The organism is Sulfitobacter sp. HI0040 (assembly GCF_001634885.1).
Classification (GTDB): domain Bacteria; phylum Pseudomonadota; class Alphaproteobacteria; order Rhodobacterales; family Rhodobacteraceae; genus Sulfitobacter.
On sequence record NZ_LWEX01000238.1, the window covers coordinates 1 to 362 of the forward strand.

Annotated in this window: 1 protein-coding gene; it reads right to left on the minus strand. The window is 64.4% G+C overall.

Going from position 1 to position 362, the window contains the following annotated elements; all coding sequences use genetic code 11:
- On the minus strand, positions 1-265 hold a 265-nt coding region (locus tag A3728_RS12940; protein WP_201722321.1), incomplete at its 3' end, for an arginase family protein.
- Positions 266-362 lie beyond the last annotated feature (97 nt).

A 362-nucleotide genomic window follows, 5' to 3' on the forward strand; every position in this document is an offset into this window, starting at 1 on the left:
GCCCGTCTTTCAGCGCCGCTTCGGAGGCATCCGCCAGCGCTTGTGTCCATGCGATGGTCTCTCCCAACGCGTGCAGCTTGGGGTGGGGACGGGTGTCGAAGGGGGCAGGGGTCACATTGCCACGATCCGTCACCTCATGACCCAACTCGCGCAGCGCCCGGTCGAGCCCCGCGGTGCGGTAGGCATCGGGCCCCATGAGGCAGCCGGTCCGGCGCTTGCCGCTGTCCAGCGGCGCGCCCACAAGAATACAGGTTTGATCTGTCATCGTGATCCCCTTGAGAAATGCTGAGCCGCCCGGATGGGGCGGCGTTTTGGCTGACATAACCCACGGTTTGGGGAGTGGACAATTTGCCAAAGTGATC